Origin of the sequence: Paenibacillus shenyangensis (genome assembly GCF_000346635.1) — a bacterium.
Lineage (GTDB): Bacteria > Bacillota > Bacilli > Paenibacillales > Paenibacillaceae > Saccharibacillus > Saccharibacillus dauci.
The window spans coordinates 56,349-78,494 of sequence record NZ_AOIG01000018.1 but is presented as its reverse complement, the minus strand read 5'-3'; the positions used below and the strand labels follow the sequence as shown (position 1 = coordinate 78,494).

The following is a 22,146-nucleotide window of genomic DNA, read 5'->3' as shown; positions in this document are numbered from 1 at the left end:
CCTCGCTTTCTTCTCTTGACCCATTGTATGTATATTTTGCTTAATGACTATACGTACTTTATCGGCACTATTTTCATGATATGAGATGCACATCAAGATTTTTCCGTAAATAATTCCTGCTAAAGAGAAATACATCATAGTGCAGATCATGTAATCTGTGTTATTTTACATTCATCAAAAATGATAATCATTCTCAACGAGGAGATGAAATAGTGTATCTCTGTTCTAATATGCAATTAACTTCTATCCCATCTGGTCACTCGGTACGTATTCATTCCCTGGAGAGTCTCGATCTGCTGCTTCGACGGCGGTTGATGGATCTGGGCATACGCGAAGGTACGACGATTTCGATTACCCGTCGTGGTCTCTGGGGAGGGCCGATCATTATCGAATACAAAGGACAATTTATTGGTATCCGTCAGCGCGAAGCCCGTCTGCTGGAGGTTATCGGTTCATGAATACTATTGCCCTGTTCGGCAATCCCAATACCGGCAAAACTTCTCTCTTCAACAAACTGACTCGTTCGTATGCGAGTGTAGGCAATTGGGCTGGAGTCACGGTAGAGAAAAAGGTAGGTACCCTGCGAGACAGATCCGCTTTGTTGGTCGATCTGCCCGGTGCCTATTCGCTGCATCCACTCTCGCTAGACGAAGGTGTGACTTCGCGCTTCCTGATCGATGAGCCACCTGCAAGCCTGATCAATATCGTGGATGCTTCGCAGCTGGAGCGTAATCTGTACCTCACTGTGCAGCTGTTGGAATACGGCTGTCCAATGGTCATTGGCCTGAATATGATCGATGTAGCACGCGGCCGGGGAATACTCATCAATGAGCAGCTGCTGGCTGCAGAACTGGGTATTCCGGTTCTTCCCATTATTGCACGCTCCGGGCAAGGTACACGTGCCTTACTGCAGCAGCTGAATGATCTTCCTTCCCTCCATGATGGAGCCAAAGCGTCTTTCCGACTGGATTATGGGTCTATCATCGAAGATACGGCGCTGACGCTCGCTGAAGCGATCCAGGCTGCGCTGCCAGAACGTGCACCACAATATTCACGCTGGGTAGCGCTGCAGCTTATAGAAGGTAATCCGGTAGTGGAACAGTACGCCTATTCCCTACTGCCACCCGGATGGATCCGGCAGCAATTGGAGCTGTGTAGTACACGTCTGACTGCAGATCATGAAGAATCTACGCCTGCAGAACATCTGCACCGAATCCGCACACAGTGGATCACTCATCTGTACAATCTGGCAGCAGACCATAGCCGCTCTGGCAACCGGACACTTACCGAGAAGGTCGATGCCGTATTCACCCACCCGCTGTTCGGTATTCCCATCTTTCTGTTGATGATGTTTACCATTTTCAAATTAACCTTTGACTGGGCAGGCAATCTACTGGCTGACCAGATCGATGCGCTGATAGCCGGTCCGGTTAGCAGTGGCGCCACTTCCCTCCTCCAGCTACTCGGTGCTTCGGCATTTACACAAGGGTTGATCGTTGACGGAATTATTGCCGGTGTAGGCGGAGTTCTCGTATTCATGCCGCAGATTGCGATCTTGTTCCTGATGATCTCGCTGGTCGAAGACTCGGGTTATATGGCTCGGATCACCCTGCTGATGGACCGGATGATGGAATATGTCGGCTTGAATGGTAAAGCCTTTATCCCGTTTATTATTGGGTTTGGCTGCAATGTTCCTGCAGTAATGGCTGCGCGTGCAATTGAACAGCGACGGGAGCGTCTATTGACTATTCTGCTCGTACCGCTAATGTCCTGTTCTGCACGGCTGCCAGTCTATACGCTGTTTGCCGGAGTATTTTTCGCACGCCATCAGGCGGTGGTCGTTATGATCCTGTATCTACTTGGTATGGTCGTCGCGCTGGGACTAGCGAGACTTCTATCGAACAGCCCACTATTTGCCAGGGAAAAGTCATTTTTTCTGGTGGAGTTGCCACCTTACCGTGTTCCGCAGCCGCTATCTCTTTTCCGTAATACCTGGGAAAAGGTCAAAGGCTTCCTGCACAAGGCAGGTACGATCATCCTCGCCGGCTCCGTTGCGATCTGGCTGTTGTCCCATCTGGGTATGCAGGGATATGGGGTAGATATGGATCATAGCTTTTTGGCTGCAATTGGCGGGGTATTCGCTCCTCTACTGGACCCGGTCGGATTCGGTACATGGCAGGCCGTTGCTGCACTGCTGACCGGCTTTATGGCCAAGGAAGTCGTTGTCTCTACTATGAATATTATTTATCATGCGCCTACGATGGAGGGTCTGGGCTTACAGCTGGGCAGCGCATTTACAGCCCTGCAGGCATTTAGTTTTATGGTGTTTGTGCTGCTGTATACGCCCTGTCTCGCTACAGTCAGCGTTATTCACAAAGAAACACAATCCTGGAAATGGGCCGGCTTCTCTATCCTGTATGCCGTAATGATCGCTTATGTGCTGGCTCTGCTGATTTATCAATTGGGCCGGCTGATTGGATATGTATGATACTTCTGGCTGCTGTTAACTGCTCATCTATTCAAAATGAAAAGAGGTTCTGTACATGATCAACTGGATTCTGCTGCCCATTATCCTGCTATATGCCGGATGGATGTTTTACCGATTCTGGCAAAAAAGCAAGCAAGGCGCCTGTACCAGCTGCCCTGCAGCACGAACCTGTGCCGGCTACTGTACCACCGAACCCTCTACGATAGCCAAACCGGATTGCACCGGTACCCAGTAAGATGGTTCATAGGTTACGATCCTCGTATCATCCGGATTACAGTGGGAGCAGTTCGTATCTACCTAACCGAATACGTCATAGCAAATAAAACAGGCTGTAGATCACTATGCATCATGATCTACAGCCTGTTTATATATTTTCTGCTTTGTTTGTATATTCGCTCATTCTTGTATCGTATCCGTTATGACAAACAACGCTGATATACCGGACTAATTTGAGAAGGAGAAAACCATTCCTGTCCCTCAAATCGTCCTGCCGGATTACTTGATTCGGCGTTCACCGTCATACGTAGCAATCATCTGATACAGATCCGGACGACGGTCGCGGAAGATTCCCCACTCCAGACGCTGGGTCTCCAGCAGATCCAGATCGAACTCGGCTACCAGCACACCTTCACTGCTGCGATCCGCTTCCTCTACTTTATTGCCCTGCGGTCCGGCGATAAAAGAAGAACCGTAGAAGTTGATCGAAGAATCTTCGTCTTCTTCTTTGCCAATGCGGTTGGAGGCAATCACCGGAATCAGGTTGGCACCTGCATGACCGAGCATGCATGCCTGCCAGTGATCCTTGGAATCAATCGACGTATCCTGCGGCTCTGAACCGATCGCTGTCGGGTAAAATAGCAGCTCTGCACCCATCAGTGCCATGCAGCGTGCAGCTTCCGGATACCATTGATCCCAGCAGATACCTACGCCGATTTTGGCATATTTGGTATCCCAGACCTGGAAACCGGTATCTCCCGGATTAAAGTAAAATTTCTCTTCATAACCCGGACCATCCGGAATATGACTTTTGCGATAGCGTCCCAGAATCTCGCCGTCTGCATCGATCACAGCCAGAGAGTTATAGCGCGCATAGTTTTTCTTTTCATAAAAACTGATTGGCAGTACAACATCCAGTTCTTTGGCTACTGCACGGAAATGATTGATCGCTTTGTTGTGCTCCAGTTCGGTAGCGTACTGGTAATATTCCGCTTTTTCCTTCTGACAGAAGTATGGAGTCTCAAACAGCTCCTGCAGCAGAATAATCTGTGCACCCTGTGCTGCCGCTTCGCGTACGAGGCGATCTGCTTTGCGGATGTTCTCGTCGATATCCCAGGAACAGCTCATTTGTGTAGCTGCTACTTTTACATTTCTCATGATATGGGGTTCATCCTTTCCGGAATGGATTGAGTTCGTAACCTGCTGTCTTTGGCATAACATTCCTACTGACTGCTATTTATACAGCTGTTGCTTCTATATATACCGTTACAATTTGTCTATAGTTAGTAAAGTATCTGCTGGCGCTTACTTGCCCGCAGGAATCTGTTGGGTAGTACAGTGCACATTACCGCCTTCACGGATAACAGCCATTCCGTCAATCGTACGAATCTTGCGATCCGGGAAAGTCTGCTGCAGTACTTCGATGGCTTTGCGATCTGCTTCTTCAGCGGTGCCGCCGAATACCGGCAGAATAATACCGCCATTTACAAAATAGAAATTCAGATAGCTCAGTGTCAGACGCTGCTCACCATACATCACCAGCGGTGGCTGTTCGATCTGGATCACTTCCAGCTTGCGCCCGCGTGCATCGGTCGCTTCTGCCAGAATACGCAGATTCTCCTGAGTAATCTCATAGTTATCATCGGCAGGATCATTGCACACTTGAAGAATAACTTTGCCCGGTGCAGCAAAACAAGCGACATTGTCGACATGACCATCCGTCTCGTCGCCAGCCAGACCACGATTCAGCCAGATGATTTGCTCTACATTGGTGAAATCCTTAACATGCTGTTCAATCTGTTCACGGGACAGCTGCGGATTACGATTCGTATTCAGCAGACATTCCTCGGTAGTCAACATCGTGCCTTCACCATCTACATGGATCGATCCACCTTCGAGCACAAGCGGAGCATCAAATTGACGCAGGCCAAGATGCTTCAGTACTGCCGGTGCGACAGCATCGTCCAGATCCCATGGCTCATATTTGCCGCCCCAGGCGTTGAATCCCCAGTTGATACCGGCACGCTCACCAGCTTCATTCATAACAATGGTCGGTCCGTTATCACGCAGCCATGCATCATTGTGCTCCAATGGCAGGAAATCTACGGCTTGTCCCTGGAACAGAGCTTCCACTTTCTCCAGATCATCGGGATTCACGACCAGCGTCACCGGTTCAAACTCGGCAATAGCGCTGACCAGCTCCTGATAGCCTTTGCATACATTCTCGTAATCCTCCGGATATACCATGGAATCCTGTACAGGCCAGGATAATAGGGTACGTTCATGCGCTGTCCACTCGGCAGGCATCTTATATTGCAAATCAATTGGTTTCATTCGTATTCGTCACCTTATTCATATGGTATAGGTCATGCCTTCCGATCAACTGCTCATCGGCTGTATACGCCAAACAATTGGAACAAACTATATCATACAATACCTGTACACGTTGTAAAGTGATTTGCGTAAATTTTATGTAAAGGATTATACTTTCTGGACACAAACAAAAAACCACCCTACCGGAGCCTGTTCAGATGCTCTCAATAAAGTGGCACGTTCATATAATCCTATGTGCTTGTGCTATTATTTCTTTTTAGCGGCTTTACCCTTACTGGAATATGCATAATCCAGAACAGGCAATTCTTTTTGTCCTCGGGTCATAGGTGACTTGCACTGTGAGCAAACCGGCTCTTCGGCAAGCGCATAATCATTACGCATCCAACCGTTGCACTCCGAATCCGTGCATACCCAGATATCAGTCATTTCTGTAGGAATCTCTTGCAATGGATTTTTCCGTGAATAGTACATGTAGTCCCCTCCCAGAGCGTGATCAATATTTCGCTAGTATTTGCGGCCATCTATTCAATGTTCACTGAGTACTACCGATAAAGAATATAACAACAGTAAAAAATACCGTATCATCCAGCTCATGGAAATACATGGGCTTGCTTAATAAAAAAACACCCTTAACAAACGTTAAGGGCGTCTCTTAGCTGAATTACAGTTTTACAACGTTTTCAGCTTGTGGTCCACGGTTTCCTTCAACTACGTTGAATTCTACGCGTTGGCCTTCGTCCAAAGTTTTGAAGCCGTCACCTTGGATAGCGGAGAAGTGAACGAATACATCGTTGCCACCTTCAACCTCGATAAAACCAAAACCTTTTTCTGCGTTAAACCATTTTACTGTACCTGTTTGCATGTGGAATACCTCCAAAATTAAATTTACATGACCTTCTTTATTCAGAGGAAAATACATCCGATAAAATAGAAAAATCACATATTGTACAAGGTTATAAACCTTCAAAATAATAACCCTCTACAATATGTGAGTTCAGGTCACGATTTCGATATTCTTATTATAACCCATAACCTGAAGAAAAACAATGACTATAAGGTAATTTTTGTAATTTTATTTTTTTTGTCTTTAATCGTACTTCAAATGCTGCAATATCAAGGTATTGACGCGCGTTGGATCTTCATGGTGCAGCCAGTGTGTGCAGTGGTCCAAATGGATCAATTCTCCATTTTCACATTTACGGATACTCAGGTCGGACATTTCTTTGCTCAGTGCCTGATCATTGGAACCCCAGATCATGCGTGTAGGAACAGTAATCATCGCTGTATCCGAAATCTCGGGTCTTTTTTGCATGAGGGCGCGATACCAGTTGAGCATCGCTGTATCTGCTCCCGGCTGTGACCAGGCTTCACGATACAGATCAAGCTCCTCTTCGGAAAAGGCTCCTTCGTTGGCAGACTGCTGCAGCATACCGGTCAGACGCTTCCAATCTTTGGACGCCAGAATTTTCTCGGGCAGATCGGGAATCTGGAAAAAGAATACATAAGCACTCTTCATCATCTGTTTGGCATGACTTTTCAAAAAGTCCATCATTACTGCCGGGTGAGGTACATTCATAATCACCTGTCGACGGATCAGCTCCGGATAACGCTCCGACAATCTCCAAAGTACGATCGCTCCCCAGTCATGACCTACCATATCTACCTGGGCATGTCCGGACGATTGGATCAGACCGGCAATATCATCCACCAGTACATCCAGTGTATAGGATTCGATCCCCTGCGGCTTGTCACTGAGATTATATCCGCGCTGGTCGGGAGCCCATACCCGGTATCCTTCAGCTACCAGTGCTTCAATCTGATTCATCCAGCCATGCCAGAACTCGGGGAATCCATGCAGCAGAATAACAAGCGGTCCATCCATTGGACCTGCCTGCGCTACATGCAGATTGATCCCGTTCGTAGCTATTGTATGATGTTCAATCTCCAGCGGTGTCGTAAAAGTAGTCATGATCTGCGCCTCCTGTAGTGAATATTGGATGTTATGTGCATTAGTGAAAAAGAATCGTCTCTTTATTAACTCGTCTTTCTATATTTAACACGTCTGACCAAAGTGAAACCCGGCCTGCTGAATTTTGATTATTTACGAATCTTTCCTTCTATATAATGCGTTAGCGGAGAGATTCGTCTTTTTAGCGATTTTCTTAGTAGGCTTTTTCTTGGTAGGCTGTTATGAAATATACTTTTTATTTGAGCAATGATTGGTAATGCTTGCCTTTTAATCTGCCTGAGTAATGATCTATAATAATTAGGTTAACGTGCAATCTACATTCGAATCAGGCAGTATGGTGATTTTATGAAATTTCTAGAGCTTCCCCATAATTATCCCGAACAACTGGGCAACCAGTCTAAGTGGATCAGCAAGTTTATCCGTTCCTACTGGCTTGTCGTTTTCGTTCATACTATCGCCCAGTTAGGGTGTTTTTTATTTTTGTATTATCCAATAAGCAAATATGACTTCTATATTAACACTTTGCTGGTTCCTGCCGTATTAATGAGCGGTATGATTATCTGGACGCATTGGATTCACAGGCAGCAGCCGCATTTCATCTTTTATGCCATGTCTATTACAAGCACATTTATTACATGGGTAATTATTTATCTCAATTATGATGTTCGCATTATTCCTGCGCTTTGTCTGATGCCCATATTCTCTTCCGTCATTTTCTTTAGAAAACGACTGCTGTGGTTTTCTTCTATTCTGCAAATGGTGACGTTTGTAACTCTATATCTGAGTGACGCACACTTCCGTGATTTCCTATCCTCTTTTGACGTTGTCGCTACTCCTTCATTTATTCTTGCAGGTACGGTTATTGCCCATATTATTCTTATTAGCGGCCGCGAGCTGATGGTTGATCTGCAGCAGACGATGCAGGCCAAGCAGGAGCTGATCGTTCGCAATGCGATTATGAGCAAGCTCTCCAAGACAGATGGATTGACCAACTTGTACAATCAGATTTCGTTTCGCGATTATTATGATACAGCCTTTAATTACGCCAGCCAGGGTTCCTGCCTGCATCTGGCTCTGCTGGATATTGATAATTTCAAGCAGATTAATGATACGTACGGACATCGTGTCGGGGATATGGTACTCGGCATTATATCCCAGGTCATTCAGCAGTATATCTCTTCCAGCGATATTGCTGCCCGGTATGGCGGTGAAGAATTTGCACTGCTGATTCTGGACAAAAACTTCGATGAAGCCTATGAGCTGGTCGAGAGTATACGCAGTCACCTGTCCGGACTGCGCTGGAAAGAGCTAAATAATCAGACAGTAACCGTCAGTATTGGTCTGCATAGCTGTGAGCCGGGTCTCACCAAAGAAGACCTGTTTGAAAGAGTAGACAGTTATCTGTATCAGGCCAAACGTTCCGGCAAAAACAAAATCGTCACTGCACTTCATATCGCTTGATAGATCCAGATCGTCCGAAGAGTAAGCGTGCATGTGGCTGAGAATTACAACCAAGAACTACAACCAAGAACTACAGAGCCCGTATGGACGATCTGAATAAATAACAAGCACGTAGGCGAATCATCTGCCTACGTGCTTGTTTGAATTAAAGCGTTATGATCAGCGATAGATATTGACCGCTTGGTTACTGGAAACCTACAACCGGATGAGGTACATAAGGTTCTTCCAGCTGGCGAATCTCTTCTTCAGTTAATTGGATATTCAGTGCAGCAACTGCATCTTCCAGATGATTCAATTTGGTTGCGCCAACGATGGGTGCAGAGATCGGTTCTTTTTGCAGTACCCAGGCTAGAGCGATCTGCGCGCGCGGAACTCCCCGCTGCTCGGCAATCTGTGCGACGCGCTCTACTACCTGACGATCGGCATCTGCTGTATTGGCATATAATCCCTGCCCAAATGTATCACTTTCAGAGCGGGCAGTCTCTGCTTCCCAATCGCGGGTCAATCTGCCTCGCGCCAGCGGACTCCATGGGATAACACCTATTCCTTCTGCTTTGCAGAGCGGCAGCATCTCCCTTTCTTCTTCCCGGTACAGCAGATTCACATAATTCTGCATCGATACAAAGGAAGCCCAGCCTTTACTTTTGGAAATATCCAGCGCCTTCATAAACTGCCATGCATACATGGAAGAAGCGCCAATATAACGGGCTTTGCCGGCACGTACAACATCATTGAGCGCTTCCAATGTCTCTTCGATCGGTGTATTCGGGTCCCAGCGGTGAATCTGATACAGATCCACATAGTCTGTTCCGAGCCGCTTGAGACTGTTATCAATCTCCGTCATAATCACTTTACGGGATAATCCGCCGCCATTGGGGCCGGAGCGCATTTTACCATGAACTTTGGTGGCAATTACCACTTCATCACGAGTGGCAAAATCCCGCAGAGCACGACCTACAATCTCTTCACTTGTACCATCCGAGTACACATTGGCTGTATCAAAAAAGTTGATCCCTTCATCCAGCGCCTGCCGGATAAAAGGTCGACTTTCTTCTTCATTCAATGTCCACGGATGAGGTCCACGATCCGGTATTCCATAGCTCATACATCCCAGGCAAATCCGGGATACATCCAGCCCTGTTCGTCCAAGCTTCACATAATCCATTGCACTGCCTCTTTCCGCCATCTTCGGCATAGAATAGGATGGTTCCTCTTTCATCTTACCCCTTTTACCCGGATGTCCGTCAAATTCGTATATCAGATTCGTGTAAAGTTCGCATACATGAACTGTGATGCGCCATCCTCTTCAGCAGCATGATACACCAGCTGATGGAATACAGCAGACCCCAGCGGCAAGAGACAGATCAGCATATCTGAAGTCGTATATCCAAAAAGCAAAAGCCCTTTCCGGTGATCACACCGAAAAGGGCTTTGAGAATAGACAAAATCATGTTCTGCCGAACGGCTATCCAATGAATTATTGGATATTCAGCTGTGCTTCACGGGAAGCAGTGGACAGTGCATTCACAGTCGCATCACGTCCATTGGCTACCGACAGGACAAATGCTTTGTAGGCTACGCCCTGACGAATCGAGGCACCATTTACATCCACATTGGATGTGCTGAATGCCCATTCGCTATACGTAGAGCCGGTTACTGTCTGAGAACGGGAACCGCTCAGACGGTTGGCATCCGCCAGGGTGAAGCTATCCGCATTGGCGGAAGGCACCAGCATGATCGCGTAGGAACCAATAGCCGAGCTGTCAGATGGCCGATTAAAGTTAACACGGATCGCTCCAGCATTATTATCGGCCGTAGCCGTTACATTGGTCGGCGCTGCCACGTTCTTGTTGGTAATTACAAAATCATTGGAAGCGCTGGAAAGTGCATTCACTGAACGAACCGAACCATCTGCTACCGTGAGTACAAACACGCGATAGCTCACATTTTTATCAATTGCATTGCCATTATAATCCTTGGCACCTGCAGGCAATGCCTGGGTGACTTTGGACGCTGTTTTGGCGACACGCGTATAGTTGGCAGAAGATACAGAATTGGCTGCGCTCAGCGTAAATCCGCTGCTCTGATCATTACGCACCACGATCATCCGGTATTCAGAAATGCCGGTATCATTGGCAGGCGTAAAGCTCACTGTGATATCGGACGGATTGCTGTTCGCACTGCTGTTGCTGGTCGTCAGGCTATTCACTACAGAGGCTGCTGTACTGCCGCCCAGTGTAATGGTACTCGAAGCGGAAGACAGGGAATACGTATCCGAAGCATCACCGGAACCTACGCTCAGGACGAATACACGATAAGCTACTCCGTTTTTGACCAGATCGCCATCGACATCACGCGCTCCGGAAGCAAGTACAATAACACGGTTGGAGCCGTTTTTGCTGACCGAGGTGTAATTGGAACTGGATACCTTTTGAGCCTTGGTCTGGGTAAAGTTGCTGGAGTCGCCGGATTTGACGACCAGAATACGATACTGGCTGACCAGATTTTCATCGCCGGATTTATTAAAGGAAACCTGCAGATCGCGTCCATCTCCATAATCGCTCACATCACTGACGCTGACACCGTTGGTGCTGCCTACCGTTTTACTGCTTGATGTAAGTGTGATGGTCGAAGAAGCGGATGATAATGAATTGCTGTATGAACCTGTTCCTCTGGACATTACGAATACGCGGTAGGAGACATCATTTTTAATATTGTCACCATTGTTGTCCTTGAGCGAAGAAGACAGGGTAACTTCACGATCGCTGCCTGTTTTGGATACATCCATATAACGACTGGAATTCAGCGCACTCGCTTTTTCCAGATCAAAGTCGTCGGAGTTCGTACTGCGGACAACGAAGACACGATAGCCGCTGATTCTGGACTCATTGGAGATTTTGTCAAAGGAAACCTGCAGATCGCGCGCATCACCATTATTGCCTACATCGGTAACTTTGGTAATGGATGGTGCATCGACCGCTTTGCCCAGTGTCAGCGAGTTGGAAGCTGCAGACAAGCCAAGGGTATCGCCGCCGCTGCTTACTGCCGTAACAAATACAGTATAGGAGATGCCTTCGGCTATTATTTTGCCAGTGGTATCACGTGTGGAAGACTTGAGACGTAGCGTATGATTGGAACCATCCTTGGTGACGCTGGTATAGTTGTCGCTGTTTACTTTGCCTGCTTCGGACAGGTTGAAGCTGCTTGCATTGCTGGAAGGAACAACAAAGATGCGGTAAGCGGATACTTTGCTCTCGTCCGACACTTTATTGAATGATACAGACAGATCGCGTCCGTCTGCGTTATCCGCTACATCACTTGCTTTCACTTCTCCCGGTGTAGCGGATGCAGATACCGTACTACCCAGATTGGTGATTGTCTGTGCCATAGTCAGTGCACTGGTATAGCCAGGATTGCCGACAGCCAGTACATAGACGCGGTAGCTGACATTTTTCTGGATCAGGGCACCATCCGTATCCCGTGATTGCGGCAGCAGGGTAATGGTGTAATTGCTGCTGCCTTTCGGTACGATCTGGTAATTGGCTGCAGGCACATTCTGTGCAGATGCCAGGTTAAAAGAATTGATATTGCCGGATTTGACGACCAGAATACGATACTGGCTGACGGCCGACGCACTTGCAGATCCCGGGAAAGCGACCTGCAGATCACTGCCATTACCCTGCTGACCGATGACACTGGCATTGACATAGGCTACCGGCGATACCGAACCTGTCGATGGTGTAGTCGTAATTGGAGTCGTTCCTTTGCTTGTTGTAATACTGACGGTCTGTGTGGCCTTGTTCCAGCCAACTTTGCTGCCCATCGCTTCGGTTACAAACCGTAGCGGAACCATTACTCTGCCTTTGATCATTTTGGCCGGCACATCCATGGCGGTTAATTTGTCATTGATTGTGGCACGGGTAGAACCCACAGGCAGTACAACAGTGGTCGTTCCTTTGACGGCTGTAACGGTTTTGGTGCTTTGTTTCCACAGTACTTTGGCGTCCAGTGCTTCAAAAACGCCACGCAGCGGAACCATTGTCCGTGATCCCGACATAACCGGTGCCTGATCGGTAACCAGCGGTACGCCATTCACGGTAATCTGGATCGGTTTTGCCGCTTCTGCAGATGGTGTATGTAACCCTCCACTAACTACTAGTGTTGCTGCCAACAACGCTGAACTGATTTGCTTTTTCACTTTGTCATCCCCTTGTCCCCTGATTAACTGTACTTGTTCCATTATCCCTGTCTATTAGACAGCCCCTATGCGGATAAAGTTACACGCCCGTTTATATTTTTATAGGCACGAGCAGCCGTTTTTGTATGATCCATGATGTCGTATAACTTGAAATTCCCAACATTGGATCACCTGGATTATGGAAATTATTCCTTTTTGTTTATTCCAGACTCTATGTACGTTACCATCTAATAAATGGCTGAACAACTCGATAATTGTTACAAATGGCAACAATTTATTCATTATCGGAACAAGCAATGTATTTGTTTACAGGTTATAACAAGAAGGGGAATTGAGTATGCCAACAAGACGCTTTGGCAAAAAGCGTCTGAGACGGCAGTATCTGAAGAAAATCCAGCTGTGATGCCGGGCGGATATTTGTTCTTTATTTACGCAGATCCTTGTTTTTGTCTCGGCTCATATCCATATTAAGAATATCTCCGGTCAGGCCGGTGCTCCGCAGCCACAGATATGTGACTAGCGTCAGTCCGAAGATCAGACCCAGGGCTCCTGCATAACCCCACTTCCATTCCAGTTCAGGCATATTTTTGAAATTCATTCCCCATATAGCACCCAGGGCTGTCATCGGCGTCAGCAGTACCGTGAATACGGTCAGTGTCTTCATGATCGTATTGGAGCGGTAATTGGCAATATTATCGTCCACTTTGAGCAGGGAATCAATCTCGTGTTCATAATTTTGCTGAAGCATGCGGATTCGTTTGAGATAGATGTTCAGGATGCGGTAGGTCTCCGAATGATCGATAATCTCGGGAAAGGTCTCTTCCACTCCATATTCAATCTCGCGAAGCGCTACAGTATGCAGATTCCAGCGGGTCAACTGATTACGAAGATCGATAATTTCGCGCAGCAGTCGGCTGCCGTTACTCTTTCTCATGCGTTCTTCAATATCCGTCAGATCCACTTCGATTTCATCCATACGTGCAAACAAGACCCTGATAAAAGAATTCATAATAAACAGAAAGCCCTCTACCGGTCTGGACAGACTAGCGATGTGCCGATCCCATTCCTCAGGCTCCACCTGATGCACCAGCCAGCTCATATCGCCTACGGTTACCAGCTTGTCACCGGCAATATAATAATGGAGTAGCCAGCTGTCATGAGGCTCATCTGTTAGCTTGACAGTGAGTGTACCGCTCATCGTATGGATCCCCTCCAGATGAGAGCTTGTAGAGATATGATTATGGCGGCACATCAGACTCTCTGATGCCCATTTCCGGATACGTTCATCGAAATCAGGATGCTCGATCAAATGACTGCTATCCTGCTGACGAAACCATGTCCAGCCATGCTCCGATGGAATAACTTCAGCTTGTATCATGATATCATTTCCCTTCCTGCAACTTCCCTTACTCTCATTACCCTGAACAGACAGCAAGTGATTGATCTTTGGCTGGAACCTTTTTCTACTTATCTTTTCCCAGTTGCCGGATTTCCGTAAGCTGTATGCGGGTATGTATATAGATGGTAGTCCACAATCATATATTGTGCAATTGAGATCATAGAACTCCAAAATAAACTTAAAATAGAAATCACTCTTACGCTGGAATAGGAGAACCGTCATGAAGAAAATTATGAAACCGGAATTCTGGAAAGAAAGTGTCATTTATGAGATTTATCCGCGCAGCTTCAAAGATAGCAATAATGATGGAATCGGTGATATTCCCGGCATCCTGTCCCGCCTGGATTATCTGCAGGATCTGGGAGTCGATATTCTCTGGCTTACGCCTGTCTATCCGACCAGTAACGCCGATTATGGTTATGATATTACTGACTATTACGATATTAATCCCGAGTATGGCACGCTGGAAGAATGGAAACAGCTGCTGCATGAATTACATCAGCGCGATATGAGACTCATTATGGATCTGGTCATCAATCATACTTCGGATGAGCATCCGTGGTTCCAGGAGTCCCGTTCTTCCAGGGATAATCCGTACCGCGACTATTACTTCTGGCGAGACCCGGCACCGGATGGAGGTCCGCCGAATAACTGGACATCGTTTCTCGGAGATTCCATGTGGCAGCTGGACGAGCAGACCGGACAGTATTACCTGCACTCTTATGGAACCAAGCAGCCGGATCTGAATTGGGATAATCCTAGCGTCCGTCAGGATATGCATAAAGCCATGCGATACTGGCTGGATCTGGGCATTGATGGTTACCGGATCGATGCCGTCAACTCTATCTCCAAAGATACCGGTTTTCCGGATGCCAAGGACACAGATAACATGCAGGCCAACTCCTCGGAATTCTACAAAAATGGCCCTCATATTCACGAATATCTGCACGAAATGTACAAGGAAGTATTCTCGCACTATGATATTTTCACAACCGGCGAAGCTTCGGATGTCACGCTGGACGATGTCAAAGCTTACAGCAACCCTGCACGGGAAGAACTGAATATTATTCTGATGATCGAAGCTTCCAAAATATCCGATGATCCGCAGGACATGTGGAAAAGCAAATCGTGGGAGCTACATGAGCTCAAGGAAATTATCGCCAAGTGGCAAAAAGATCTGTACGGCGAAGGCTGGATGGGCATCTACCTGAGCAATCATGATCATCCACGCTTGGTCTCGTACCTGGGTGACGAAGGCGAATACCGGGAAGAATCCGCGAAAATGCTGGGCATTTTCCTGCTGACACTGCGCGGTACACCGCATATTTATCAGGGAGACGAGATTGGAATGACCAATGCTACACATCTGCATACCATCGATGATGTTACCGAGCAGCAAGCGCAGGTATATTACAGAAAAATGGTGGAACAGTACAATGAAGATCCCGAAGTCATTATGGAGCGTATCCGCAACAAGGCAAGGGATAATGCCCGTACCCCGATGCAGTGGGATAACAGTGAACATGCCGGATTCTCCCAGCATACACCATGGATTCCGGCTAATCCGAATGCTGCCGAGATCAATGTACAGGCCAATCAGGATAATCCCGACTCTATTCTGCACCTGTACCGTAAACTGATCCATATTCGCAAGGAAAGCTCTGCTCTTATGTATGGCAAATACGATTGCATCATTTCGGAGCACAAGCAGATTTTTGCTTATACCCGGGAATGGGATGATGAACACTGGATGATTATCCTGAACTTCTCGCGCTCGGAAGCGGAAGTGCAGCTGGATCAGCATCTGGCGGATCGACTGAAAAATGCCGAGCTGATTATCGGCACTCATGGTACTCATTCCGAGCAGATTGCCAAGGATGCAAGAGAGCATCGTACGGTAACATTGCAGCCGTATGAATCCCTGGTCTTCCGCGGCCTGTCCATTCTGGATAGTTAGTCTGCGCAGTTCGGGTATTCCTGCTGATATCCCTTCTGTCCAAAGGGTCCTTATCACAATTGGAATATTCCAATTCAAGAACCTGTCTGCTTCGGCAATAACAGGCTTTTCGGCTCCATCTATCAAGAGTTTTATAATCCATAAAACAAAAAAGGCATTCCATCATCGACATGGAATGCCTTTTGTTATGAAGATTTATTGGAAGTACCCATTGCAACCCGATGAGAAATCATTGTTCTAGGCCATCCGTGTTCTTTAACAAGTAAAGTCTATTATTAAGCAACCAGCAGCTGAATTACAGTCAGGATCAGACCAACGATAAATCCGCAGATTGCGCCGTTTACACGAATCCACTGCAGATCATTACCGACTTTCTCTTCCAGCATATGCACCAGTGTATCGTTGTCCATCTGATCCAGATTTTCTTTGACCAGCTGACCAAGACGATAATGGTTGCGTCCGACTACACCGATAATTCCTTGCAGCAAGCGTTCTTCCCAGGCATTGATTTTCTCCTGGTCCTTGCTCAGGTCACGGATAATCGAGCGGTACATAATGAACAAATGACGTCCACCGCTGTCACGCTCACGCTCCAGCATACCGACGATCAGACCGCGCAGTTCTTCCAGACGCTCCATCATGAACACGTTAGCTGCCTCGCCTTCAAGCGTAGCCCGTGTCCAATCCTTGATCCGGTCCCAATTGTTCTCTTCATCCACGACCTGAAATAGCTGTACCCGCACCTCACGCAAAATGGATTCACGGTACTCGCTATCCTCCTGTTGCAGATTAGATACCGTCGACAGCAGAATATTTTGCAAAATGCCGCCCAGGCTCTCTGCATTCATCATGCCGGCAAACGCCTGGAAAGCAAAACCTTTAAGACCGCCCAGGTTGATATTTTCCAGTTGTTCACTGGCAATTTCACCGAGCTTATCCCGGCTTGCCGGGCGCAGTGCCCATTCATGCACCTGGGTCAGGATATGATCTAGCGCTTTCTCGTCATAACGTTCGTTCAGCGCATGGGCAAGCACCTTGTTGCCTGCTGCCTGAAGATCGGCTTTTTGGGCATAATCAGCCAGTCCGGAAGCGATAAAACGTGATACCGGCTCTAGCGGAATACGGCTGATCGGCGGAATCACCAGATCGATCAGTTCGCGCCGGATGGTCTTTTTGCCCAGCTGACGCGTAATCGCAGATACCGCGAACGGGAATAATTTGAAATGACGAAGCTTCGCCTCGATACTCTCTTTGTTCAATAACTCATTCTCCATCGCCGAGATCAGCGAGCGGATAATCTTGTCCCGGTTACGTGTTAACAGGGATGTATGCGGAATAGGCAGGCCAAGCGGATGACGGAACAGTGCAGTAACCGCGAACCAGTCCGCAATTCCTCCGACAAGTCCCGCTTCAAAGCCTCCCTGAATAATCTTGACCAGCAGGGTATCCGGCAAAAACAGTGTGATGATAAATCCAACTGCCATCACCGCCAGTGATATCCCCGCCAAATATCTGGAATTCATAGACTTCCTCCTTCAACGCTTCATCCAGAACATGGATTCAATAGTAATAATATCTTGTGCTCAGGTTTATTCAGTATAGCATACAAAGCACAGCATATCATTTCACTAAAAGGAGAAAACGAAGCCATTTATTTCCTTGCTATCAACCCATTTTGACGTGATCCCCCTTGGCTACGACCGGCAGGCTTACGGTAACTCTGCCCCCACCAGTGATAAGATCGTTTTGCAGCTGCAGCGTCCCCCGATGCAGCTTGATGACATATTCGGCAAATGTTAATCCCATACCATAATGACCGCTCGTGGTACGGCTCTTATCTCCCCGATAAAATAGCTCAGTGGCTTTCTCCAGCGCTTCTGCAGTAAATCCGGGGCCTCTGTCCGTGATAATAATGGACAACTGCTGGCATTTGCAGTGAATCTCAAGCTCCATGCTGGCTCCCTCGGGCGTATGATCCAGTGCATTGGCTATAATGTTCATCAAGGCTCGATGCAGTAGCTGAGGGTCCAGATAAACGCTCGCTTCGGAGCACTCTATTTGCTGTTGGATGCTGATATCCTTGCAGCCTGCATAGGCCCTAGTATTGCTGAGTACTTCTTCAATCCATTCGCTCAGCGGTACTTCTTCTTTACTCAGGGTCAGCCTGCTTTCTGTTTTGGACATCAGAATCAGCATACGTACATGCTGCTCTATTTTCTCTCCTGCACCCAGAATATAATTAGTGTACATCTGCTGCTTTTCATCCTGCTCGGATAAGGAAAGCAGCTCGGCATTCCCTTTAATAATCGTTACTGGAATCTTGATATCATGAGCAAGCGCGGCAATTTGTTCCTGCTTGGTTTTTTCCGTTTTCCACTGGTTCTCCAGCGATTGCTTTAGTGCATCTCTCATCTCGATCAATGATTGAGCGACATCATCAAACTCCTGGATGCCTGATTTCTTTTCTGTAAAGTCCAGATCCTGATTTTGGATATGATGTGTAATCCGGGTTAATGCTTTGAGGCTATTCCTGAAGCGGTTGGCGAATATCGTTGTGATTGCAAAAGAGACAACAATGATCGTCACGATCAGCAGTATGATTCCGGTAAGCTCATAATTCGGCAGATGTGCTCGCAAATAAGGCGAACTAAACTGCGGACGCAAATCGGATTGCAATATACAGTAGTCGTTTTTCCGCTCAATAAGAGTGTATACTTTTTGACCATAATAGGCTGGAGACTGTCCATTAACGATCTGGCTGGCCAGTTTGATCTCCGTATCATCCATATTACCGTATAGGGGTGCTCGATCTTGCTTGCTCAGCACGACGTATTTGGAGCCTGACGGAAGCATATCTTCATTTATCCATGCGGCAACCTGAATCACATGCTTTCCTTGTTTGATTAGCTGCTCGTTATAATTGGCGGGCAGTACCCAACCCGCTTTGATAGCAAGAGACGTTGTTGCCAGATAAAGTCCAAAAATGATAAGACAGCTGACCCCAAGCGAAATCAGATATTTAAACAGTTCACGACGCAGCGTGGTTTTTCTCTTATGTATAGTTATTGCCACCGGTAACCTACACCCCAAACGGTCGTAATCGGCATAACATCATGCTCTTTGCATTTTTTACGGATGGAACGAATAAATTCCGTAATGGTGGAATACAACGCATGACCATCCATACCGTACACTTCGTCGTAGATTTCTTCCCTGGTAAATACCCGGTTGCGATTGCGAGCCAGATATTCGCATATTTTATATTCATTCTTGGTCAGGTAAAGCTGAGCATCCCCGACCCAGATCTGCTTCATGTCAAAATCAAACGTAAAACCGCCGATCTGCTGTCGAGAGGTATTCTTTTCCCGGCGTTCCCGTCGCAAATGGGCACTGACTCTAGCGCTCAATTCCCTTACGCCGAACGGCTTGGTCAGATAGTCGTCTGCTCCAGACATGAGCCCGTCCACAATCGCTTCTTCCTCTGATCGGGCAGTGAGGAAAAGAATAGGGCAATCTACACTGCTGCGAATAGTGCGGCAGAATTCGAAGCCATCCACTTGCGGCATCATCACATCCAGCAGAATCAGATCGTAGCCCTGCACATCCTCTGCTGTCAGCCGATAGGCTTGATTTTCTACACTTACGAGATGCTTATCACGCTGCAAAATGTTACGAATGAGAGCCAGGATATCAAGATCATCATCGATCGCCAATATTTTGAACATGACTGTTCCCCTTTCACTGAATCGAATGCCCTTTGATGTCTACTCTGTGTGTTTACTCCCCTCCCATTGACGAAACCAGATCAGATGGCTAGCCAACAAAAGGAGAGTAACCGAAATCATCCATAACCACCCGGTCTGCATATCGTGTTCGAGATAGGCTCTCATCCTGCTGGTCAGTGTTCCCAATTGAAGTAGAGCCATACTATCCATCATCCGTACTCCCCAACCCCATGGGATATAATACCAGATCAGGTCTCCAACACTGGTAATCATCAGGGCTGCAATAAGCGTACCTGCGCCTCCCAACAAAATGGAGACTCCCATTCCAAATGTAAAACTGACCCATAACTGGATCATGTACAGTATACCACTGCCGATAGACAGATATATCGCTCCCCATACAAAGGTCAGATACGGCACTTGATCCATATTTAATAGAAAAGAGACTCCAGCACCCAGCAGCATAGCTGCGAGCATAATAGCCAAGCTTCCACACGCCCACACAAACAGCAATTTGCTAAAGTAACCAATTTCTTTGATCCGACTGCGAATGAATAGGTTCTGAAATCCTCCCGCTTGCTCTTCCTGCATGGTTACCATCCCACAAATAATACCCGACAGCAGAGGGAGAACTATTCCCAACATTTCCATATAGCCGGAATACAGGCTAAGGATTGTAGCTTGGCGTCCCTGCATATATAGCAGATAAATAATAGACCATCCCAGGGGAAGACAGATATGAAGCCAAAGATAGGGGGTGCGTTTCACTTTATAATAATCCGCATAAAGGAATCTCCATATGCCAATCATCTCAATGCCTCCCCGTTTGAACAGACAGAGTCTGTGCCTGCCTGGCAAAAGCAAATCCTGTCCCAAGCAGCACAATCAGAAAAAGTACAATTGAAAATAACAAACCTGCAGGTATGACCGCAAAATTCCATAACGGATCACCAGCAGTCAAAGGCACTCCATTCGGGTGTACTCCAATGGCAGGACACATCATACGGATCGGCCAGCTCCACGGACTGAGCCACCACCCGCGTAGTGGAGCAGCATAGATACCCAGTACCAATCCGGTCATAACGTTGATCAGCAGTGTACCTGTCATTCCCCATCTGCGTGATAACCATAGACAAAATGGAATTTGCCAAAGTGTGCTCACCCATAGCAGCAGTATCGCCAGCAGTGTAGGAGATACTTGAACGAGAGATGGGAAAATGAGTTGCAGTGCGAACAACATGAGTTCAAATACCAGCAGCATCAGCAGCATATAAATGGCAATTACGAATACCTTCCCATACCAAATGCGGGAAAGCGAGACCGGAAGCGTAAAAATCCTGTTATAATTTACAGCCCGCTGTTCTTTTTGATGGGATAATCCGCTTAACAGTGCAACTGTTAAAGGTATAAAGAAAATAGACCACCAATTGAATGTATTGGTCACGGTATAGGTAGGATTCATCAAAAAAGAAACAAGTAAATTGAGCAACGGAACGATTACCACCAATTTGCGTGAAACCGATCGTCTGAACTTGAGGTGCTCTGCGGAAAGGTAGCGAATCACAATGCATCCTCCCTTTGTATATGGCTGGCTTGTACGACGTCCATAAATAACTGTTCAAGATTCTGACCGCGACAGATCGCTCCCTGATATTCCAGTTTGCCTTCACTGATAATGCCTATATGATCTGCAATCAATTCCACTTCGGACAGAATATGACTGGATAAAATGACGGTCATCCCTGTCTGGGGAAAAGAGCGAATAAGTTCACGCATTTTCTGGATACCCATGGGATCAAGTCCATTCGTAGGTTCATCCAGGATCAATAGTTGTGGACGATGAAGAAGAGCCATAGCAATGCCAAGCCGTTGTTTCATTCCCATAGAGAATTGACCGGCTTTTTTGCGACCTGTATTTTTCAAACCCACTATTTCCAGCACTTCATAAATGCGTACATCATTCAGACCAAGTAGAATACTCTGTACTTTTAAATTTTCATAAGCCGTCAGATTGGCATACAACGGCGGTGATTCAATAAGTGCACCAATCCGGGCAAGGTCACGTCGACTCCAGGGATGTCCATCGAATAAGATCTCTCCGGAGGTTGGAGCCAACAGACCGGTTAACATTTTCAGAGTCGTTGATTTTCCGGCACCATTCGGACCAAGCAGACCGTACACACTGTTGTGCTCTACGGTCAGGGACACGTCTCTAATAGCTGTTTCTTTTCCAAACTTGCGAGTCAGATTACGGGTAGTCAGAATATTACTCATTACTATTCATCCTTTATATTAAAATTTCCAAACTATTTATTTTGTGTCTCTGTAAAAAGCAGGATGTGACTGCTCTGATTAGACGTACGGTTAACTTGTATACTTGCCGGGTATGTAGATAACAG

General features: G+C 46.9%; 19 protein-coding genes. 5 read left to right on the top strand and 14 right to left on the bottom strand.

Annotated features, from left to right (window positions below):
• Positions 1–230: 230 nt before the first annotated feature.
• The 3 genes from H065_RS0115415 to H065_RS26060 are packed head-to-tail and all read left to right on the top strand — an operon-like array spanning position 231 to position 2,723.
• The gene (locus H065_RS0115415; RefSeq protein ID WP_026136270.1) at positions 231–458 is read left to right on the top strand and encodes a FeoA family protein; all 228 of its coding nucleotides are present in this window, start codon (positions 231–233) and stop codon (positions 456–458) included.
• Complete coding sequence (feoB, locus tag H065_RS0115410; RefSeq protein ID WP_017813979.1) at positions 455–2,488, top strand: ferrous iron transport protein B; 2,034 nt, start codon at positions 455–457, stop codon at positions 2,486–2,488. Before H065_RS0115415 ends, feoB begins: the two co-directional genes overlap by 4 nt.
• Before the next feature lie 55 nt (positions 2,489–2,543).
• Positions 2,544–2,723, top strand: a complete 180-nt coding sequence (locus H065_RS26060) for a FeoB-associated Cys-rich membrane protein (RefSeq protein ID WP_017813978.1) — start codon at positions 2,544–2,546, stop codon at positions 2,721–2,723.
• A gap of 260 nt (positions 2,724–2,983) precedes the next feature.
• Here H065_RS26060 and aguB read toward each other — a convergent pair whose 3' ends face one another.
• From aguB to H065_RS0115380, 5 genes are all read right to left on the bottom strand, one after another.
• Entirely contained in the window at positions 2,984–3,862 is an 879-nt protein-coding gene (gene aguB, locus H065_RS0115400) for an N-carbamoylputrescine amidase (protein ID WP_017813977.1), read from the bottom strand.
• Between the two features lie 147 nt (positions 3,863–4,009).
• Complete coding sequence (locus H065_RS0115395; protein ID WP_017813976.1) at positions 4,010–5,038, bottom strand: agmatine deiminase family protein; 1,029 nt, start codon at positions 5,036–5,038, stop codon at positions 4,010–4,012.
• Between the two features lie 246 nt (positions 5,039–5,284).
• On the bottom strand, positions 5,285–5,509 hold the full coding sequence (locus H065_RS0115390) for a cold-shock protein (protein ID WP_017813975.1): 225 nt from the start codon (positions 5,507–5,509) through the stop codon (positions 5,285–5,287).
• Positions 5,510–5,699: 190 nt separating this feature from the next.
• Entirely contained in the window at positions 5,700–5,900 is a 201-nt protein-coding gene (locus H065_RS0115385) for a cold-shock protein (protein ID WP_017813974.1), read from the bottom strand.
• Between the two features lie 225 nt (positions 5,901–6,125).
• On the bottom strand, positions 6,126–7,007 hold the full coding sequence (locus H065_RS0115380) for an alpha/beta fold hydrolase (RefSeq protein ID WP_017813973.1): 882 nt from the start codon (positions 7,005–7,007) through the stop codon (positions 6,126–6,128).
• A 609-nt stretch (positions 7,008–7,616) separates the two neighbouring features.
• Here H065_RS0115380 and H065_RS0115375 point away from each other — a divergent pair.
• Positions 7,617–8,468 (top strand): GGDEF domain-containing protein, encoded by an 852-nt coding sequence (locus tag H065_RS0115375; protein ID WP_338010878.1) that lies wholly within the window; start codon positions 7,617–7,619, stop codon positions 8,466–8,468.
• A 184-nt stretch (positions 8,469–8,652) separates the two neighbouring features.
• Here the strand turns inward: H065_RS0115375 and H065_RS0115370 are convergent, their stop codons facing one another.
• From H065_RS0115370 to H065_RS27050, 3 genes are all read right to left on the bottom strand, one after another.
• Entirely contained in the window at positions 8,653–9,633 is a 981-nt protein-coding gene (locus H065_RS0115370; RefSeq protein WP_026136267.1) for an aldo/keto reductase, read from the bottom strand.
• A gap of 312 nt (positions 9,634–9,945) precedes the next feature.
• The gene (locus H065_RS26055; protein ID WP_017813969.1) at positions 9,946–12,666 is read right to left on the bottom strand and encodes a copper amine oxidase N-terminal domain-containing protein; all 2,721 of its coding nucleotides are present in this window, start codon (positions 12,664–12,666) and stop codon (positions 9,946–9,948) included.
• Positions 12,667–13,090: 424 nt separating this feature from the next.
• Positions 13,091–14,044, bottom strand: a complete 954-nt coding sequence (locus H065_RS27050) for a CorA family divalent cation transporter (RefSeq protein WP_017813968.1) — start codon at positions 14,042–14,044, stop codon at positions 13,091–13,093.
• A gap of 241 nt (positions 14,045–14,285) precedes the next feature.
• Between H065_RS27050 and H065_RS0115350 the strand changes: the two genes are divergently transcribed.
• Positions 14,286–16,022: a glycoside hydrolase family 13 protein gene (locus H065_RS0115350; RefSeq protein ID WP_017813967.1), complete on the top strand. Its 1,737-nt coding sequence runs from the start codon at positions 14,286–14,288 to the stop codon at positions 16,020–16,022.
• A 275-nt stretch (positions 16,023–16,297) separates the two neighbouring features.
• Here H065_RS0115350 and H065_RS0115345 read toward each other — a convergent pair whose 3' ends face one another.
• The 6 genes from H065_RS0115345 to H065_RS0115320 form a co-directional block, all read right to left on the bottom strand.
• Positions 16,298–17,545 carry a DUF445 domain-containing protein gene (locus H065_RS0115345; protein WP_017813966.1) on the bottom strand — a complete coding sequence of 416 codons (1,248 nt, stop codon included), beginning with the start codon at positions 17,543–17,545 and terminating at the stop codon, positions 16,298–16,300.
• Between the two features lie 142 nt (positions 17,546–17,687).
• Positions 17,688–19,094, bottom strand: coding sequence for a HAMP domain-containing sensor histidine kinase (locus H065_RS0115340; protein ID WP_017813965.1), 1,407 nt, complete (start codon positions 19,092–19,094; stop codon positions 17,688–17,690).
• A complete protein-coding gene (locus tag H065_RS0115335) occupies positions 19,085–19,747 on the bottom strand; it encodes a response regulator transcription factor (protein WP_017813964.1) in 663 nt (220 codons plus the stop codon). The genes H065_RS0115340 and H065_RS0115335 overlap by 10 nt, the downstream gene beginning before the upstream one ends.
• Positions 19,748–19,786: 39 nt before the next feature.
• Entirely contained in the window at positions 19,787–20,557 is a 771-nt protein-coding gene (locus H065_RS0115330) for a lantibiotic immunity ABC transporter MutG family permease subunit (RefSeq protein ID WP_017813963.1), read from the bottom strand.
• Position 20,558: 1 nt separating this feature from the next.
• The gene (locus tag H065_RS0115325) at positions 20,559–21,311 is read right to left on the bottom strand and encodes a lantibiotic immunity ABC transporter MutE/EpiE family permease subunit (RefSeq protein ID WP_017813962.1); all 753 of its coding nucleotides are present in this window, start codon (positions 21,309–21,311) and stop codon (positions 20,559–20,561) included.
• Positions 21,308–22,021 carry a lantibiotic protection ABC transporter ATP-binding protein gene (locus H065_RS0115320; protein ID WP_017813961.1) on the bottom strand — a complete coding sequence of 238 codons (714 nt, stop codon included), beginning with the start codon at positions 22,019–22,021 and terminating at the stop codon, positions 21,308–21,310. The genes H065_RS0115325 and H065_RS0115320 overlap by 4 nt, the downstream gene beginning before the upstream one ends.
• Positions 22,022–22,146 lie beyond the last annotated feature (125 nt).

Excerpts from the sequence above, each read along its gene's own strand:
- H065_RS0115380 (WP_017813973.1), bottom strand. The coding sequence starts at position 7,007 with ATGACTACTTTTACGACACCGCTGGAGATTGAACATCATACAATAGCT.
- H065_RS0115320 (WP_017813961.1), bottom strand. The coding sequence starts at position 22,021 with ATGAGTAATATTCTGACTACCCGTAATCTGACTCGCAAGTTTGGAAAA.
- H065_RS26060 (WP_017813978.1), top strand. The coding sequence starts at position 2,544 with ATGATCAACTGGATTCTGCTGCCCATTATCCTGCTATATGCCGGATGG.
- H065_RS0115350 (WP_017813967.1), top strand. The coding sequence starts at position 14,286 with ATGAAGAAAATTATGAAACCGGAATTCTGGAAAGAAAGTGTCATTTAT.
- H065_RS27050 (WP_017813968.1), bottom strand. The coding sequence starts at position 14,044 with ATGATACAAGCTGAAGTTATTCCATCGGAGCATGGCTGGACATGGTTT.
- H065_RS0115335 (WP_017813964.1), bottom strand. The coding sequence starts at position 19,747 with ATGTTCAAAATATTGGCGATCGATGATGATCTTGATATCCTGGCTCTC.
- H065_RS0115395 (WP_017813976.1), bottom strand. The coding sequence starts at position 5,038 with ATGAAACCAATTGATTTGCAATATAAGATGCCTGCCGAGTGGACAGCG.
- H065_RS0115370 (WP_026136267.1), bottom strand. The coding sequence starts at position 9,633 with ATGGATTATGTGAAGCTTGGACGAACAGGGCTGGATGTATCCCGGATT.
- aguB (WP_017813977.1), bottom strand. The coding sequence starts at position 3,862 with ATGAGAAATGTAAAAGTAGCAGCTACACAAATGAGCTGTTCCTGGGAT.
- H065_RS0115375 (WP_338010878.1), top strand. The coding sequence starts at position 7,617 with ATGTCTATTACAAGCACATTTATTACATGGGTAATTATTTATCTCAAT.
- H065_RS0115385 (WP_017813974.1), bottom strand. The coding sequence starts at position 5,900 with ATGCAAACAGGTACAGTAAAATGGTTTAACGCAGAAAAAGGTTTTGGT.
- H065_RS0115330 (WP_017813963.1), bottom strand. The coding sequence starts at position 20,557 with ATGATTGGCATATGGAGATTCCTTTATGCGGATTATTATAAAGTGAAA.
- feoB (WP_017813979.1), top strand. The coding sequence starts at position 455 with ATGAATACTATTGCCCTGTTCGGCAATCCCAATACCGGCAAAACTTCT.
- H065_RS0115390 (WP_017813975.1), bottom strand. The coding sequence starts at position 5,509 with ATGTACTATTCACGGAAAAATCCATTGCAAGAGATTCCTACAGAAATG.
- H065_RS0115345 (WP_017813966.1), bottom strand. The coding sequence starts at position 17,545 with ATGAATTCCAGATATTTGGCGGGGATATCACTGGCGGTGATGGCAGTT.
- H065_RS0115415 (WP_026136270.1), top strand. The coding sequence starts at position 231 with ATGCAATTAACTTCTATCCCATCTGGTCACTCGGTACGTATTCATTCC.